Source organism: Aminobacter aganoensis, from assembly GCF_014206975.1.
In the GTDB taxonomy this organism is placed as follows: Bacteria; Pseudomonadota; Alphaproteobacteria; order Rhizobiales; family Rhizobiaceae; genus Aminobacter; species Aminobacter aganoensis.
Map to the genome: position 1 here is coordinate 13218 of NZ_JACHOU010000001.1, position 14567 is coordinate 27784.

Consider the following 14567-nt stretch of genomic DNA (forward strand, 5'->3'; position numbering starts at 1 on the left):
GCGCCGGATATAGGTGCCACCCCCGGGATTTGAAATGGCGCCCGGCTTCAAAGATCGGCAGGCGTCAGGAATGCCTCAAGATAGCCACGGCCCAGTTCGGCGCCGGTCAACGCGCCTTCGAGCCGGATCACGGCGAGGCCGGAGGTCGGAAATCCGGTGTGCAGCGTATGCAGCGCGGCCTCCTCGCCGTCGCCCGATACGGCGATGGCGAGATCCTCCATCATCGGATTGTGCCCGATGACGAGGATCGAGCCGTGCCGGCCGTTTTCGCGGATCTTGTCGAGATAGCCGGAAGCATCGGCGCTGTAGAGCGCGTCGGTGAAGACCACGCGTCCGGTATCGGCATGGCCGGCCAGGCCCTCCAGCGTTTCCCGGGCGCGCCGGGCGTTGGAGCAGAGCGTGAGTTCGGGAACGTAGCCGCAGGCGCGCATCGCCGTTCCCGTCGCCTCGGCGTCGGCGACACCTGTGGCGTCGAGTGGTCGGTCGAAATCCCTGACGCCGGGCAGTGCCCAGCCCGCTTTGGCATGTCTGAGAAGGTAGAGCTTGCTCAAATGTTGCTCCCGGAGCCTCAAGCTCCTGACGAGCCTGCGCCAATTATCTCTTCAGGATGTAGCCAAGCGCCGGGCGCCTTGCAACCGGACGATGCCAGTCTGCGTTTCTTGGGGAGAGAGTTGCGCCGTTGCCACGCCGAATCGTCAGTTGTGTCTCGGCTTCAACTTTTCGCGGATTACGCTTGTGCGACCGTTTGCCCGCGAATATATAGGCGCCAAAACGGGGTTGTCGGGTGAGTCGAATGAACGATACCGTTACACTTGGCTATGTGCCCTCCGAAGAGGAGCCGTTCATGAACGAACGGCAGAAGTCTTACTTCAGGGCTAAGTTGGTTGCCTGGAAGAACGACATCCTCCGCGAAGCTCGCGAAACCCTCGAAATACTCCAGCAGGAAAACGCCAACCATCCGGATCTTGCCGATCGTGCATCGTCCGAGACGGATCGTGCCATTGAACTCAGGGCGCGTGACCGTCAACGCAAGTTGATCTCCAAGATCGACTCGGCGCTGCAGAGGATTGACGAGGGCACTTACGGCTATTGCGAGGAGACTGGCGAGCCGATCTCGCTGAAGCGACTGGACGCACGTCCGATCGCCACGCTGTCGATCGAAGCGCAGGAGCGCCACGAGCGCCGCGAAAAGGTCTATCGCGACGACTGATCGCGGGATGACAGGACAAGAAAAAGGCGGCTTCGGCCGCCTTTTTCTTGTTTTCATGACGGCAGGTTCATCGCTTCTGGCTGGTCAGTTCGCCGAGCAGCTTCGCCATCTCGTCGTCAAGCGACGGGTCGATGGCCTTGGCCGATTTGACCTGCGGCTTGTCGTCCAGCGAGACTTCCAACTCCTTCATCAGTGTCTCGTCGATTTCTTCACGGCGTATCGGGGCAACTGTCGGAGCAGGTGACGGCCGAACAGGAGTGGCGTAGGTCGCTGCCGATACGGCCGGCTTCGGCGCCGGAGTGGGCGCAGCCGGTGCAACCGGCGACAGCGGCAGCCTGGGCGGCGCTTGTTTGACGGGCGCTGCCGGCGCGGGCTGAGGCGGCCTGGCCGGTGCCTGTGCCGCTGGCCGCTGCGCCATTGGTTGCGCTGCTGCTTGGCGGGTCGGCTGAGCAGCTTCCTGCCCGCCTTCGGTGCCGGTCAGCGCCGGGCGGCGCGGCGCGGTCATGCGGATATCCGTTTCGACCACGACATCGGTCGGTCCGCCGATCAGCAGCAGGTGTTCGATGTCGTCGCGGCGCACCAGCACGAGCCGTCTCTGGCTGTCGACGGCGGTCGCGTCCATGACGGCGAGGCGCGTTTTCCTGTTCCTGCCGCCAGCAACGAAGGTGCCGAACGTCAGGCTGCGGATCAGCTTGACGATGACCAGCACGATGACAAGCAGCACCAGCGCCGCGAACGTCCACAGCACTGCCGCCGCATATCCGGGTCCCGCCACGCTATCCAGCCATTCGAACATATCTTTTCCCCGTCGCCGCGCCGGGCGACACTAACGCCATGCTGCCGCGCCCGGCAAGTTGCCATTCGCGTATTAGAGCCACGAACGAAGCTAAGCGCATGATCTTGCCCCGGGCTTGCACCGCCTTTTTGAGGCTGGGCCTTTTCCCGGTAAGGAGAATGTGATTCAACCGCTCCGGTACGAGGGAGCCGGAGAGACTCGCAGGGGCATGGTCAAGGAAACGCGCAACGACTTTTATCCGGTTCCGATCGTGGATCAGGCGGCGCGCCCCGATGCCATCACCCGGTTGATCATCTTCATCGTCGTGCTGACCGGCGCTGCCATCGTATTCGGCGTGTTCCGCGAGCGCCTGGGCGATCCGTTCCTGCTGGGCATGCTTGGCGTGCTTGCCATGATCGGCGTCGGCTACCTCTTCGCCACCGCCATCGGCTTCATCCAGATCGCCCCGCGCTCGCCTGCCGACGGCCTGTCCAAGGCCTTTGTCGATTCGATGTCGCAAGGTTTGGTGGTGACCGATGCCAAGGGTCGCGTGGTCTATGCCAACCGCGCCTATGCCGACATGACCGGAGCCACCACCGCATCGGACTTGAAGACGGTCGAAGGGCTGCTGTCGGATGTACCCGAGGCGTCGTCGACCATTTCCGAACTGGCCTCGGGCCTGCGCGACGGCCAGGCTGGCGACGGCGAATTTCGCCTTGGTCAATCCGTTCGCCCAGGTGCGGCACCTGGCGCGCGCTGGTATCGCGTGCGGGCGCGGGCCTTCAGCATTCCCGGCCAGCGCCAGCCGCTGAATGCCTGGCAGCTTGCCGATATCTCGCCCGAGCGGGCCGAGCAGGAGCGCTTCTTCCTCGATCTCCAGCAGGCCATCGATCACCTCGATCATGCGCCGGCGGGCTTTTTCTCGGCCGATCAGGATGGCCGCATTACCTATGTCAATGCGACTCTGGCCGATTGGCTCGGCATCGATCTGGCGAGCTTCACCCCCGGCGCCATCAGCCTCGACGAGGTCGTCGCTGGCGACGGCATGGCGCTTGTCCGCTCGGTCAAGGCCGATCCTGGGACGACGCGCAACGCGGTAATCGACCTGGATCTCGCGACGGTCAACGGCGAAGCCTTGCCGGTTCGTTTCATGCACCGCGTCTCGGCGAGCCGCGAGGGCATCAACGGCCCGACGCGCACCATCGTTCTCAACCGTACCCAGGGCGAGGATTCGTCCGCCCAGTTGCGCGCTTCGGAAGTCCGCTTCACCCGCTTCTTCAATTCGACGCCGATGGCCATCGCCGGTGTCGACCAGGCCGGGCGCATCCTGCGCACCAACGCGCCGTTCCTGTCGCTGTTCTCGTCGGTCGTCGACAGGGATGCGGTCGACCGGCGCGTCCGCCTCGATACGGTCATCCACGAACGCGACCGCGCCGCATTCGCCGCAGCGCTCGAGCGCGCGCACCAGCGCCAGGCCGACATCGCGCCGATCGACACCGTGCTGCCCGACAACGAGGAGCGCCACATGCGCTTCTACGTCAACGCTGTCGCCGACGGTTCTGATGCAGACGGCGCCGAAGAGGCGGCCATCGTCTATGCCGTCGAGACGACCGAGCAGAAAGCGCTCGAAAGCCAGATGGCCCAGAGCCAGAAGATGCAGGCGGTTGGCCAGCTCGCCGGCGGCATCGCCCACGATTTCAACAACGTGCTGACCGCCATCATCATGGCGTCGGACCTGCTGTTGACCAATCATCGTCCGTCGGACCCGTCCTTCCCGGACATCATGAACATCAAGCAGAACGCTAATCGCGCCGCCTCGCTGGTCAGGCAGCTTCTGGCATTCTCGCGCAAGCAGACGCTGCGTCCGGAATTGCTCAACCTCACCGACGTGCTTGCCGACCTTCGTACGCTGCTCGCCCGCCTGGTCGGCAACGGCATCAAGCTCAAGATCGATCACGGTCGCGACCTCTGGCCGATCCGGGCCGACATCGGCCAACTGGAGCAGGTGGTGGTCAACCTCGCGGTCAACGCGCGCGACGCCATGCCCGATGGCGGCGAGCTGATGGTGCGGACCAAGAACGTTCCGGTCGAAGACTGCAAGGCCTATGGCTATCGCGAACTGGTGCCGGCCGATTATGTGCTTGTCGAGGTCGAGGATACCGGCAGCGGCATAGCGCCCGAGGTTTTAAAGAAGATCTTCGAACCGTTCTTCACCACCAAGGAAGTCGGCAAGGGCACGGGCCTTGGCTTGTCGATGGTCTACGGCATCATCAAGCAGACCGGCGGTTTCATCTATTGCGACTCCGAGGTGGGCAAGGGCACGGTGTTCCGCGTCTTCCTGCCGCGGCATCTGGTCAAGGCGCAGCCGGCGGATGACGTGAAGCCGGAAACCACGACTGCTGCAGCGGCAAAGCCGCAGGACGCCGGAGCGGCCAACGTCGCCAAGGACCTGTCCGGTTCGGCCACGGTTCTGCTGGTCGAGGACGAGGATGCGGTGCGCATGGGCGGGGTGAGGGCGCTGACCTCACGTGGCTACACCGTTCACGAGGCGTCGTCGGGTGTCGAGGCGCTCGAGATATTCGACGAACTCAAGGGCCAGATCGACATCGTAGTGTCCGATGTCGTCATGCCCGAGATGGACGGCCCGACGCTGCTTGGCGAGTTGCGCAAGCGCCAGCCCGACATCAGGTTCATTTTCGTTTCCGGCTATGCCGAGGACGCTTTCGCCAAGAACCTGCCCGCCGATGCGCAGTTCGGATTCCTGCCCAAGCCGTTCTCGCTCAAGCAACTCGCGACAGTCGTCAAGGAAGTGCTTGAAAGCTAGCCTCTGCCTGTTCAATTCTGCCCGGACTTCTATGAGCTTTCCCGCATGTGGCGATCATGCCATCATGCCGGCAGGCGCGTGTCGGGGGTGAACAATGCAGACTACGCCGCACAATGAAGCAAGGCGCGGTGACTACGCTGAAACGGTGCTGTTGGCGGGCGATCCGCAGCGGTCGGAGTGGATCGCTGCTACTTTCCTTGACGGCGTCAGGTGCGTGAACCGGGTGCGGGGCGCCCTCGGCTACACCGGCAGGTTCCGTGGCGTTCCGATAAGCGTTCAGACGACCGGCATCGGTGCGCCATCGATGGCCATATATGCCCACGAGCTTCTCGACACCTACCGCGCCAGGACTTTGATCCGGGTCGGCACATGCGGCGGGTTGGCCGATCACGTCAAGCTGCGCAGCCTGGTCATCTCGCAGTCGTCGAGCAACGACGGCGCGGTCAATGGGCAGTTGTTCGGCTTCTACAACTACGCGCCGAGCGCCGACTTCGGTCTGCTGCAGCGCGCCGCCCAGCGCGCCATCGAACTGGGGCTGGATCATCATATCGGCCAGACTGCGTCGAGCGACGTCTTCTACCACCCCGACGTGCTTGGACGCTTTGCCGGGGTCCGAGCCCATGGCGCATTGGCGGTCGATATGGAGACCAGCCTGCTCTACACGGTCGCCGCCCGTTTCCGTGCCAAGGCACTGTCGATCTGTACCGTGGTGGACAGCCTCGTTACCGAAGAGCAGACGGAGACGTCCGAGCGGCAGGAGCTTTTCACCGACATGGTGCGGCTCGCACTCGAAGTTGCAGTCCCGGCGGAACCGGCCACGCCCCGGCGATAGCGCTGTCACCGGCTTGTGATAGCATGGTCTCGGCCTTGTGAGTCGGCCGCCTTTCCCGCGTCATCCCGGTCTGTGAATGGATCCGTCGGCGCGTCGGCAAGTTCCGCGCAAGCGATGTTCCATACCCTGATGGGAGTTCTGGTCTGAGTTCATTGCGTCAGGGCAATCGGACAAGGGGACAGCCCGATGGAACAGTTTGTCGAGGAAAGCATGAAGAGGCGTCTGACCGAACCGGTCGACATACTCACCGCAGTCAGCATCCTGAAATCGCACGGCTACTGGGGCGACGAACTGGTCCTTGCGATCACCAGGATATTCTACGTCGATCTTGACACTTACAACGAAGTGGTCGGCACCGCCTGAAGCAGAACAGGCGACCGGAAACAGGAACTGCGATGCTGCACCGCAGCATGGTGGGCTTGCTATTTCGAGCCAAATGATCCATATGCGGCGTCATAGGCGCTTGGGCCGGGCTTACGGCTTTCTCCCCAGAGAGACTGGTTGCGTCTGTTTTCTCCCTTTCCGGCAGACGGAAGGCGGCGGAATAGACCCGCGGCATGAGGCCGGCGGGCACGACAGCGCAGCCGAGCGGACACTCGTCCGCCGCCTTGTCGTTTCACATGAGATTCGGGCCGGCAGGTTGCGCCCTGCCGCCATTGTTGTTTGTGGCGGATAGCCGTCGCACGAAAGAAGAAGATATTGACGAATGAAATCAATGCGGAGCTGAACGGCTTCGCCAAACTCGGCATTACCGGCGCGCTCCTCAAGGCCACCCAGTTGGCCGGGTTCAACGAGCCCAAGCCGATTCAGATCGAGTCGATCCCGGCGCAGTTGGCCGGCCGCGACATCCTCGGCATCGCCCAGACCGGTTCCGGCAAGACCGCGGCGTTCTCGCTGCCGATCCTGTCCAAGATCATGGCTCTTGGCACCAAGCGCCGGCCCAAGACGGCGCGTGCGCTGATCCTGGCACCGACGCGCGAGCTCGCGGTGCAGATCGAAGACACCATCAAGATCCTCGCCAAGGGCGCGCATGTTTCGACCGCGCTGGTCCTCGGCGGCGTGTCGCGTTTCTCGCAGGTCAAGAAGATCGCTCCGGGCGTCGACGTGCTGATTGCCACGCCGGGCCGCCTGACCGATCTCGTCCGCGAAGGCGACCTCGTGCTGGCCGACACGCAGTGGCTGGTCCTCGACGAGGCCGACCGCATGCTCGACATGGGCTTCATCAACGACGTCAAGCGCATCGCCAAGGCGACCGCGCGCAACCGTCAGACCGCTCTGTTCTCGGCCACGATGCCGGCCGAAATCGCTGAACTGGCACAGGGCCTGCTCAAGGATCCAATCCGCGTCGAGGTTGCGCCGCAGAGCACGACCGCGGCTGAGATCCGCCAGAGCATCATCCTCGCCCGTACCAAGCAGAAGCGCCAGATCCTGGCCAAGATGCTGGCCGATGAGGCCATGACCTCGGTCCTGGTCTTCGCCCGCACCAAGCATGGCGCCGACCGTGTCGTGAAGGACCTGGATCGCGACGGCTTTCCGGCTGCCGTCATCCACGGCAACAAGTCGCAGAACGCGCGCCAGGCCGCGCTCAATGGCTTCCGCGCCGGCAAGGTCCGCATCCTCGTCGCCACCGATATCGCAGCACGCGGCATCGACGTTCCGGGGATCAGCCACGTCGTGAACTTCGACCTGCCTGACGAAGCCGAAAGCTACGTTCACCGCATCGGCCGTACCGGCCGTAACGGCGCCAACGGCGTCGCGGTCACGCTGGTCGATCCCTCGGAAAACTCCAAGCTGCGGCAGGTCGAGCGCATCATCCGCATGAAGCTGACCATCGATGCCGACCATCTTGGCGAGCCGGATCCGGCACGTCCGGCCGGCGAACCGCGTGGCTTTGTTCCGGCCAACGATCGTGGCGAGCGCGAGGAACGCCGGCCCAACGGCCAGCGTCCGCGTGGAAACAATAGCGGCAAGCCGAAGGGCGATCGTCCGAAGGCAAACGCGCCCAAGGGCGGCAAGCGCCGCTTCGGCGCTCGCAAGCCGAACACGCGCGCAGCATAGACTGTGCAGCAGATCGGGCCGGACTGGTCCATTTGCTGATGTGGCATGAATAGGTTAGGGCGGTCGGGGCGGCGCTTCGGCCGCCCTTTCGTTTGAGGGGGCTGCATGGCCGGGATAGCGACGCTCGCAATCGCCTATGTGCTGTCGCAGTTCTATCGCTCGTTCATGGCCGTGCTGACGCCGGCGCTTACCGCCGAACTTGGCGCCACCAAGGCACAACTGTCATTCGCCTCGGGTGCCTTTTTCATCGCCTTCGCCCTGGCACAGTTCGCCATCGGCGTTTCGCTCGATCGCTTTGGTCCCAGGCGCACGGCGTCGACGCTGCTCTTGTTCGGCGGCGGCGGTGGCGCCCTGGTTTTTGCTTCGGCCACGGCCCCCTGGATGGTCATTGCCGCGATGGCACTGATCGGCATCGGCTGCGCGCCGGTGCTGATGTCGTCGCTGTTCATCTTCGCCCGTACATTTTCGATCGCGCGCTTTGCCGTGCTTGCCTCCTGGATGGTGGCGTTCGGCACGGCCGGCAATGTCATCGGTGCCGCGCCGTTGGCCGAGGCCGCGGAGGCATTCGGCTGGCGACCGGTCATGGCTGGGCTGGGGGTCATCACCATGTTGGCCGCGCTTGCGGTGCTGGCGCTGGTGCGCGATCCGAAATCGCCTGACGGCATGGCCGGCGATGGCGCCGGCTTTGGCGGCTATATCGAGCTTCTCCGCATGCGGGTCCTGTGGCCGATCATCCCGCTCACGGCCATCAACTACGCGCCGACGACGGGTATCAGGGGGCTGTGGTCGGGACCTTACCTGGTCGATGTCTATGGCGCCGATGCGCTGTTGATCGGCCAGGTGACGTTTTTCATGGCCTTGGCCATGGTCGCTGGCGCCTTCGTCTATGGTCCGCTCGACACCATGTTCCGCACCCGCAAGTGGGTTGCGGTGGTTGGAAACACGATCGGCCTCGCAGCGATCCTCTATCTCGCGCTCAACGTCGTTTCCGATGTGACCACAGTTACGTTCGTCTTCGTCGTCATCGGCCTGACCGGCGGCAGCTACGGCCTGCTGATGGCGCACGCGCGCGCCTTCCTGCCGCCGCATCTGATCGGGCGCGGCGTGACGCTGATGAATTTCTTCTCCATTGGCGGCGTGGGCGCGATGCAATTCGCAACCGGCGCCGTGGTCACGGCAAGTGCCGTCCCGGGTGATCCGGCGGCGCCATACCAGGCGCTGTTCTGGTTCTACGTGCTGATGCTCGGGGCTGCGCTCGTCGTCTATCTCTGGGCGCGTGACGCCAAGCCTGAAGTGGCCACAGTGGCTGGGCTCAATCGTAGCTCGAACGTCTGAGATAGATGAGGGGCACGGTCTTCCATCGCGTCGAAGCCTGCAACGCCATCTCGCGACAGGGCCGCGGCAGCAGGAAAAGAAGTTTCATACCCCATGTCAGGCGCCGCGGGAACGTCACTTCGAAGCCGCTCTTTCGGATCGCCTTGCAAATCCGCTCGGCTGCAGCGTCGACCGCCATCATCGCCGGCATGGAGAACGCGCTTTTCTCCGTCAGCGGCGTGGCCACGAAGCCTGGGTTCATCACCTGCGTGCGGATGTTCATCTTGTCGAAGTCGAACTTCAGCGCCTCGGCGATGATGTTCACGGCCGCTTTCGTGGCGCCGTAGGCAGCGGTGGTTGGCCAGCCGAAATAGGCGCTGATCGAGCCCATGATGACGACGTGCCCGCGGCCGCGGTTGCGCATGCGCTCGACGACCGGCACCAGGCCGTTGACGACGCCGAAGACGTTGACTGCAAAGCTCTGGCGGAAGGCTTCCATCCTGAGATTGTCGCCGGTCACCGGCATGTAGGCGCCGGCGTTGAAGATGGCGAGCACGATCGGCCCCGCTTGTGCCTCGATCGCGGCCACTGCGGCGGCCATGCCAGCCTCGTCGGTCACGTCGGACGGAAACGACAGGACCTTGCCGGTCATGTCCCGGGTCTCTTCGATCAGCGTGTCGATGGGATCGTCGGGGCGCACGGTCACGGCAACCGTGTAGCCTTCCTTGGCGAGCTGGCGCGCGACCGAACGACCGATCCCGGTGCTGCCACCGGTGATCCATGCGACGCCATCCCGTGGGTCGGCCCGATATGTGCTCACCCCATTCCCCTCGAAACTTCCCTGCTGTTGCTCTAGCGAGGCTGCGCGTGGATGGGAAGACCGTTCTGCCTGGTGCTGCCCTTCCATCCCCGTTTGCTGTCATATTGCAGGGCTTGCGTCCCGCTGACGTCAAGATGCGATGGGCCAGAGAAATTCATCCCTTGAAAGCGCGGCTTCACATTTCTAGGGTTCGTCGGCGAATTAGGAAGGAATCTTCATGCGCTCGGTGATCGATGCCATTGGCAACACGCCTCTGATCCGGCTCAAGCGGGCCTCGGAAGAAACTGGTTGCGAAATCCTCGGCAAGGCCGAGTTCATGAACCCCGGCCAGTCGGTCAAGGATCGCGCCGGCCTGTTCATCATCCGTGACGCCGAGCAGCGCGGCATGCTCAGGCCCGGCGGGGTGATCGTCGAAGGCACAGCCGGCAACACCGGCATCGGCCTCACCGTCGTCGCCAAGGCACTCGGCTACCGCACGGTGATCGTCATTCCCGACACCCAGAGCCAGGAAAAGAAGGACGCGCTTCGCCTGCTTGGCGCCGAACTGATCGAGGTTCCCGCCGTCCCCTACAAGAACCCCAACAACTATGTGAAGGTTTCCGGTCGCCTTGCCGAACAATTGGCCAAGTCCGAACCCAATGGGGCCATCTGGGCCAACCAGTTCGACAATGTCGCCAACCGTGAAGGCCATATCCGCACGACCGCCGAAGAGATCTGGCAGCAGACCGGCGGCAAGGTCGACGGGTTCGTTTCGGCGGTCGGCACCGGAGGTACGCTGGCCGGCGTGGCACTCGGCCTCAAGGCCAAGCGCGACGCGGTCAGGATCGCGCTCGCCGATCCGCTGGGTGCGGCCCTGTACAGCTATTACACCTCCGGCGAACTCAAGGCGGATGGCAGTTCGATCACCGAAGGCATCGGCCAGGGGCGCATCACCGCCAATCTCGACGGCTTCTCCCCGGACTTCTCCTTCCAGATCCCCGACGAAGAGGCGCTGCCCATCGTTTTCAACCTCATCCAGGAAGAGGGCATCTGCGTCGGCGGTTCGACCGGCATCAATATCGCCGGTGCGATACGGCTGGCGCGGGAGCTCGGACCGGGCCACACCATCGTGACGGTGCTTGCGGATTTCGGCACGCGCTATCAGTCCAAGCTGTTCAATCCCGATTTCCTGCGGAGCAAGAACCTGCCCGTGCCCGACTGGATGGAGCGAGAGCCCAACATCGCGGTTCCGTTCGAGGTGGCATGATGGCATTTTCGACCCAGGCGGTCTTTCGCGACGATTCCTATCTGCGCGAGGCCGAGGCGACGGTGGTCGGCCTAAACGAGCGTGGCGGCATCATCCTCGACCGGACCATCTTCTATGCGACCTCGGGCGGCCAGCCCGGCGATACCGGCTTCCTGACGCGCGGTGATGGCAGCAGCATTTCGGTTGCTGCCACGATCACCGGGGAAAGCAAGGACGAGATCATCCACGTTCCGGGGCTGGAGCAGGCCGTGCCCGAGATCGGCGAGCGGCTGAAGCTTTCGATCGACTGGCCACGCCGGCATCTGTTGATGCGCATGCACGCGGCCTGCCATCTGCTGACCGTGGTCTGCCCCTATCCGATAACCGGGGCCTCGGTCAGCGAGGACGATTCGCGCGTCGATTTCGACATCCCCGATGCCGGCTTCACCAAGGAAGACGTCACGGCCCAGATGATGGAACTCGTGCGCGCCAACCATCCGATCTACACCCGCTGGATCTCAGACGACGAACTTGCGGCAAATCCGACGCTGGTGAAGTCGAAGAACGTGCGGCCACCTTCCGGCACCGGCAAGATCAGGCTGGTCTGCATCGGCGACAACGCCTCGATCGACAGCCAGCCGTGCGGCGGAACCCATGTCGCCGGCACGGCCGAGATCGGCGAGATCCATATCGGCAAGATCGAGAAGAAGGGGCGCGAGAACCGCCGCTTTCGCATCCGCTTCGGCGCGATGCCTTCCAACTGAACCGGAGAGGCTGCCATGAGCGACAAAAGCGCTTTCGTCATCGATGCGGATTGGCTGGAAAAGCGGCTGGGCACGCCCGGGCTGTCGATCGTCGACGCCTCCTGGTACATGCCGGCGCAGAAGCGCGATGCGCGGGCCGAATATGATGCCGCCCACATCCCGGGAGCGGTGTTCTTCGACCAGGATCTCGTGGTGGATCCGGATTCGACCTTGCCGCATACGCTGCCGTCGCCATCGCTTTTCGCGCGCTTCGCCGGTTCGATGGGCATTTCGGCCGACGACACCATCGTCGTTTACGACGGCCCCGGTTTCATGGCCGCGCCGCGCGTCTGGTGGATGTTCCGCATCATGGGCGTGTTCCAGGTCTACATCCTGGACGGCGGCTTCGAGCGCTGGAAGGCTGCAGGCCGGCCGGTGACCGCCGAGCCGACCAAGACCGCCCCGGGGGTCTTCCATGTCGACTACGACCCGTCAAAGGTCGTTTCGCTCGCCGAAATGCGCAAGGTCGTCGACACAGGCAGCGCCCAGATCGCCGACGCGCGGTCCGCGGGGCGTTTCGAGGGCACCGACCCCGAGCCGCGGGCCGGCCTGCGCTCGGGCCATATGCCGGGCGCCCGCAGCGTGCCTTCCGGGATGCTTTCGGAAAATGGCGAATTGCTGCCGCTCGACCGCCTGAAGGCGACGCTCGAAGCGGCAGGCATCGACCTGTCCAAGCCGGTGGTCACGTCCTGCGGTTCCGGTGTCACGGCAGCCGTCATCGCACTTGCGCTGCAGTCGCTCGGCCATGGCGACGTCAGGCTTTATGACGGCTCGTGGACCGAGTGGGGTGGCATGTCCGACACGCCCGTGGTCACGGGAAAAGCATGAACATGGCTGCGGACCGGAGCGAGAACATCGAGGTTACGGTGACATTCCTGGAGATGCACGTGCCGCCGGCCTACACGCCGCCGCTGCCGGTCAATCGCCAGATCGCTCTGCTCAGGACCCGCAACATACCGTTGCACTACTACCGCTATCTCGCCGATCGCGTCGGCCGCAAATGGCATTGGGTCAACATCCTTCGGCTCGATGACGAAGAGCTTGCCGCCGGGCTGCATCGCGAGGACCGCGACATCCGCGTTCTCTATCTCGATGGCGCGCCGGCCGGCTTCCTCGATCTCAAGCCGCATTTGCCCGACGAGGTCGAACTCGCCTATTTCGGCTTGATGAACCATGCCATGGGGCAGGGCATCGGCCGTTGGTTCCTTGGTGCCGCGATCGCCGCCGCATGGTCGTATCGCCCGAACAAGGTAACGGTGCAGACCTGCACGCTTGATCATCCGGCAGCCCTTCCGCTTTACCAGAAGATGGGTTTTTCGCCGGTCGCGCAGAAGCCGGAGATGGTCCGGACAATGACCTTTGCCGAACGTTCGGCCAGTGTCATGCGGCCCTGATCGCGCCCAACCCCGGCTGAACCGTTCATTCATCTCTTCTTCAGCTTGGCTCTGGCATTTTCCGGCTCATCGGATGGACCACATGGTCGACGTGCAAGGAGAATGAAGATGTTGAACCGCCGTACGCTTGCTGCCGCGCTGATCGCCGTGCTTGCCGCGCCTTCACTCGCTGCCGCGCAGGCGACGACGCCTTCGGCGTCGCAGATCGAGCGCCAGCTTCAGGCGGCGCCGACGACGAAGCTCAGGCCCAACCAGCGCGTGACGGTGCGCGAATTCAAGCGCCGGCCGGACCTGCGCCGCATGGCCCCGTCGATCGACATCCAGTCGATCAACTTCGCCTTCGGTTCGGCCGAGGTCCCGTACTCGCAATACGGTAAGGTGGAGAACATCGCCAATGCTCTTGAGCGCATCCTGCGCCGCGACCCCGGCGCCCGCGTGCTGATCGAGGGACACACCGATGCCGTGGGTTCGTTCGCCTCCAACCAGACGCTGTCCGAGCGCCGCGCCGCATCGCTCAAGCAGACGCTGGTGCGCGAGTTCGGCATTCCGCGCTATGCGCTGGAGACGGTGGGCTATGGCGAGGAGTTCCTTCTGGTGCCGACCCAGAACGAGAACTGGCGCAACCGCCGCGTCACGCTGCGCCGCTACGACGCCTTCATCCGCTAGCACCTGCCTGGATATTTCGATGAGCCCGGTTTGCAAGAGCCGGGCTTTTTCGTTCTTGGACAGGCGCCACACTGGCAGCGCAAATCGGGTGGGCGAGGCCGTTTCGGCATCATAGGTTACGGCAATGTTCAACGAGGTTCGCTGCCATGACCATCCGCTTCCAGGCTCTTCCCACCGATGCCGTGCGCGCGCTTCAGCGCGGTGCGCCCGATGCCTACGGCATGCAACCCGAGCACAGGATTTCGGACGGTGTCGGTGTGCCGTGCCGCCATTGCCTCGGCAATGTGGGCGAGGGCGAGGCCTACCTCGTCTTTGCCTATCGGCCGTTCCCCGAATTGCAGCCCTATGCCGAAACCGGCCCGATCTTCCTGCATGCCGCGGAATGTCCGCGTGCGGAAGAGACGGACCAACTGCCGGAGCTTTTCACCAGGACGCGTGACTATATCCTGCGCGGTTATGGCGCCGACGACCGCATCGTCTACGGCACGGGCGCGGTGACGCCCACGCCCGGTATCGTCGGGAGAGCCGCAGAATTGCTGGCGCGGCCCGACGTCGCCTATGTCCACATGCGTTCGGCGAAGAACAATTGCTACCAGTGCCGGATCGAAGGAGACGCAGCAGCTCCGATCGAGCCATGACGTGCGGC

Annotated in this window: 15 protein-coding genes; 12 read left to right on the plus strand and 3 right to left on the minus strand. The window is 64.0% G+C overall.

The features are described from left to right. Nucleotides 1–47: 47 nt before the first annotated feature. The gene (locus GGR00_RS00060; protein WP_055973931.1) at nucleotides 48–551 is read right to left on the minus strand and encodes a SixA phosphatase family protein; all 504 of its coding nucleotides are present in this window, start codon (nucleotides 549–551) and stop codon (nucleotides 48–50) included. Between the two features lie 242 nt (nucleotides 552–793). On the opposite strand from GGR00_RS00060, the gene dksA reads away from it, so the two are divergent. Further along, complete coding sequence (dksA, locus tag GGR00_RS00065; RefSeq protein WP_055973928.1) at nucleotides 794–1210, plus strand: RNA polymerase-binding protein DksA; 417 nt, start codon at nucleotides 794–796, stop codon at nucleotides 1208–1210. A gap of 67 nt (nucleotides 1211–1277) precedes the next feature. On the opposite strand, the gene GGR00_RS00070 is transcribed toward dksA, so the two are convergent. Continuing rightward, entirely contained in the window at nucleotides 1278–2006 is a 729-nt protein-coding gene (locus tag GGR00_RS00070) for a flagellar biosynthetic protein FliO (RefSeq protein WP_055973926.1), read from the minus strand. Between the two features lie 208 nt (nucleotides 2007–2214). Between GGR00_RS00070 and cckA the strand changes: the two genes are divergently transcribed. The 5 genes from cckA to GGR00_RS00095 all read left to right on the plus strand — a co-directional run bounded on the left by cckA (nucleotide 2215) and on the right by GGR00_RS00095 (nucleotide 9034). Then, entirely contained in the window at nucleotides 2215–4809 is a 2595-nt protein-coding gene (gene cckA / locus GGR00_RS00075; RefSeq protein WP_055973923.1) for a cell cycle histidine kinase CckA, read from the plus strand. A 94-nt stretch (nucleotides 4810–4903) separates the two neighbouring features. Continuing rightward, complete coding sequence (gene deoD / locus GGR00_RS00080; RefSeq protein ID WP_055973919.1) at nucleotides 4904–5641, plus strand: purine-nucleoside phosphorylase; 738 nt, start codon at nucleotides 4904–4906, stop codon at nucleotides 5639–5641. A gap of 186 nt (nucleotides 5642–5827) precedes the next feature. Next, complete coding sequence (locus GGR00_RS00085; protein WP_184117330.1) at nucleotides 5828–6004, plus strand: hypothetical protein; 177 nt, start codon at nucleotides 5828–5830, stop codon at nucleotides 6002–6004. A 336-nt stretch (nucleotides 6005–6340) separates the two neighbouring features. Next, nucleotides 6341–7699, plus strand: coding sequence for a DEAD/DEAH box helicase (locus GGR00_RS00090; RefSeq protein ID WP_055973916.1), 1359 nt, complete (start codon nucleotides 6341–6343; stop codon nucleotides 7697–7699). 105 nt (nucleotides 7700–7804) lie between these two features. Next, complete coding sequence (locus GGR00_RS00095; protein WP_055973914.1) at nucleotides 7805–9034, plus strand: MFS transporter; 1230 nt, start codon at nucleotides 7805–7807, stop codon at nucleotides 9032–9034. On the opposite strand, the gene GGR00_RS00100 is transcribed toward GGR00_RS00095, so the two are convergent. After that, nucleotides 9012–9833, minus strand: coding sequence for an SDR family NAD(P)-dependent oxidoreductase (locus tag GGR00_RS00100; RefSeq protein WP_055973911.1), 822 nt, complete (start codon nucleotides 9831–9833; stop codon nucleotides 9012–9014). The genes GGR00_RS00095 and GGR00_RS00100 overlap by 23 nt on opposite strands. Before the next feature lie 217 nt (nucleotides 9834–10050). Here GGR00_RS00100 and GGR00_RS00105 point away from each other — a divergent pair, with 217 nt between their 5' ends. The 6 genes from GGR00_RS00105 (at nucleotide 10051) to GGR00_RS00130 (ending at nucleotide 14559) form a co-directional block, all read left to right on the plus strand. Beyond that, nucleotides 10051–11079, plus strand: a complete 1029-nt coding sequence (locus GGR00_RS00105) for a cysteine synthase A (RefSeq protein WP_184697019.1) — start codon at nucleotides 10051–10053, stop codon at nucleotides 11077–11079. After that, complete coding sequence (locus GGR00_RS00110) at nucleotides 11079–11822, plus strand: alanyl-tRNA editing protein (protein WP_055973978.1); 744 nt, start codon at nucleotides 11079–11081, stop codon at nucleotides 11820–11822. The genes GGR00_RS00105 and GGR00_RS00110 overlap by 1 nt, the downstream gene beginning before the upstream one ends. 15 nt (nucleotides 11823–11837) lie before the next feature. Beyond that, complete coding sequence (sseA, locus tag GGR00_RS00115) at nucleotides 11838–12689, plus strand: 3-mercaptopyruvate sulfurtransferase (RefSeq protein ID WP_055973905.1); 852 nt, start codon at nucleotides 11838–11840, stop codon at nucleotides 12687–12689. Nucleotides 12690–12691: 2 nt separating this feature from the next. Next, complete coding sequence (locus tag GGR00_RS00120) at nucleotides 12692–13255, plus strand: GNAT family N-acetyltransferase (protein ID WP_184698011.1); 564 nt, start codon at nucleotides 12692–12694, stop codon at nucleotides 13253–13255. A 108-nt stretch (nucleotides 13256–13363) separates the two neighbouring features. After that, nucleotides 13364–13921, plus strand: coding sequence for an OmpA family protein (locus GGR00_RS00125; protein ID WP_055973974.1), 558 nt, complete (start codon nucleotides 13364–13366; stop codon nucleotides 13919–13921). A 146-nt stretch (nucleotides 13922–14067) separates the two neighbouring features. After that, nucleotides 14068–14559 (plus strand): DUF1203 domain-containing protein, encoded by a 492-nt coding sequence (locus tag GGR00_RS00130; RefSeq protein ID WP_184697021.1) that lies wholly within the window; start codon nucleotides 14068–14070, stop codon nucleotides 14557–14559. The last annotated feature ends 8 nt before the right edge of the window (nucleotides 14560–14567 follow it).

Excerpts from the sequence above, each read along its gene's own strand:
- deoD (WP_055973919.1), top strand. The coding sequence starts at position 4,904 with ATGCAGACTACGCCGCACAATGAAGCAAGGCGCGGTGACTACGCTGAA.
- dksA (WP_055973928.1), top strand. The coding sequence starts at position 794 with ATGAACGATACCGTTACACTTGGCTATGTGCCCTCCGAAGAGGAGCCG.
- GGR00_RS00085 (WP_184117330.1), top strand. The coding sequence starts at position 5,828 with ATGGAACAGTTTGTCGAGGAAAGCATGAAGAGGCGTCTGACCGAACCG.
- cckA (WP_055973923.1), top strand. The coding sequence starts at position 2,215 with ATGGTCAAGGAAACGCGCAACGACTTTTATCCGGTTCCGATCGTGGAT.
- sseA (WP_055973905.1), top strand. The coding sequence starts at position 11,838 with ATGAGCGACAAAAGCGCTTTCGTCATCGATGCGGATTGGCTGGAAAAG.
- GGR00_RS00120 (WP_184698011.1), top strand. The coding sequence starts at position 12,692 with ATGGCTGCGGACCGGAGCGAGAACATCGAGGTTACGGTGACATTCCTG.
- GGR00_RS00125 (WP_055973974.1), top strand. The coding sequence starts at position 13,364 with ATGTTGAACCGCCGTACGCTTGCTGCCGCGCTGATCGCCGTGCTTGCC.
- GGR00_RS00105 (WP_184697019.1), top strand. The coding sequence starts at position 10,051 with ATGCGCTCGGTGATCGATGCCATTGGCAACACGCCTCTGATCCGGCTC.
- GGR00_RS00110 (WP_055973978.1), top strand. The coding sequence starts at position 11,079 with ATGGCATTTTCGACCCAGGCGGTCTTTCGCGACGATTCCTATCTGCGC.
- GGR00_RS00070 (WP_055973926.1), bottom strand. The coding sequence starts at position 2,006 with ATGTTCGAATGGCTGGATAGCGTGGCGGGACCCGGATATGCGGCGGCA.
- GGR00_RS00095 (WP_055973914.1), top strand. The coding sequence starts at position 7,805 with ATGGCCGGGATAGCGACGCTCGCAATCGCCTATGTGCTGTCGCAGTTC.
- GGR00_RS00130 (WP_184697021.1), top strand. The coding sequence starts at position 14,068 with ATGACCATCCGCTTCCAGGCTCTTCCCACCGATGCCGTGCGCGCGCTT.